The organism is Asticcacaulis biprosthecium C19 (assembly GCF_000204015.1).
Classification (GTDB): Bacteria; Pseudomonadota; Alphaproteobacteria; order Caulobacterales; family Caulobacteraceae; genus Asticcacaulis; species Asticcacaulis biprosthecius.
Genome location: NZ_GL883077.1, coordinates 2,370,663 through 2,371,497, shown reverse-complemented (window position 1 = coordinate 2,371,497; position 835 = coordinate 2,370,663). Strand labels below are relative to the sequence as shown.

Annotated in this window: 1 protein-coding gene and 1 pseudogene; both read left to right on the top strand. The window is 58.7% G+C overall.

What is annotated here, in order from left to right:
• Positions 1–233, top strand: a pseudogene (locus ABI_RS23645) (hypothetical protein); the annotation flags it as partial.
• Positions 203–553, top strand: coding sequence for a M10 family metallopeptidase C-terminal domain-containing protein (locus ABI_RS23640; RefSeq protein WP_157138858.1), 351 nt, complete (start codon positions 203–205; stop codon positions 551–553). The pseudogene ABI_RS23645 and the gene ABI_RS23640, both read left to right, overlap by 31 nt.
• Positions 554–835: the final 282 nt, after the last annotated feature.

The window sequence follows — 835 nt, the reverse complement described above, 5'->3', positions numbered from 1 at the left end:
CCGGCACCGGTACCGATACGGTCATTTCGACCGTCAACTGGACCCTGGGCAGCAATGTCGAAAAGCTGACCCTGGGCGGGACCGACAACGTGTATGGCGGTGGCAATACCATGAACAACACCATCACCGGCAATGCGGGCAATAACGGGCTCGACGGCGGTTCGGGAGCTGACACGATCTCGGGGGCGCGGGTACCGATGGCATCTCAGGCGGTACGGGTAACGATAACCTGACCGGTGGCGCGGATGCTGACACCTTCTACTTCGCGAAGACCGGCGGCGGCACCGACCGCATCATGGACTTCCAGTCTGGCATCGACCTCATTGCCTTCAGTGAGGGCGACTTCACCAACACCCTGGCCAACACCACATTCACCAGCAATGCCAATGGCACGGCGGTCGGCACGGGCGGTCAGTTCGTCTACAACACCACCACCCACACCCTGGTCTGGGACTCAAACGGTACCGGCAGCGGCGGTGTCACGGCCACCATCATCTTCGACACGGCCATCACCATCACCAAGTCCGACCTCGTATTCTACACGCCCATCTAAACCAGAGGCGATCACCTCAAACGAAGAAAGGCCGGCGGGAAACTGCCGGCCTTTTTCTTTTGAATGCTCAAAATGTCGTCAAAGCGCTTCCCACCCAAGGCAGGCCGATCGCAAACGGCCGATAACATTCTGAGTATACCAGAGCGGAATAAGTTTAGTGGAATCTCCCGCCCCGTTTACGCGGGTGAGCGCCGCAAAAGTATAGCTTTCGCCAGCGAAGGGACCACGACGCGTCGGGAGATTCCACCTAAATTCATTCCGCTCTAATCTTGCGCCTCCCCA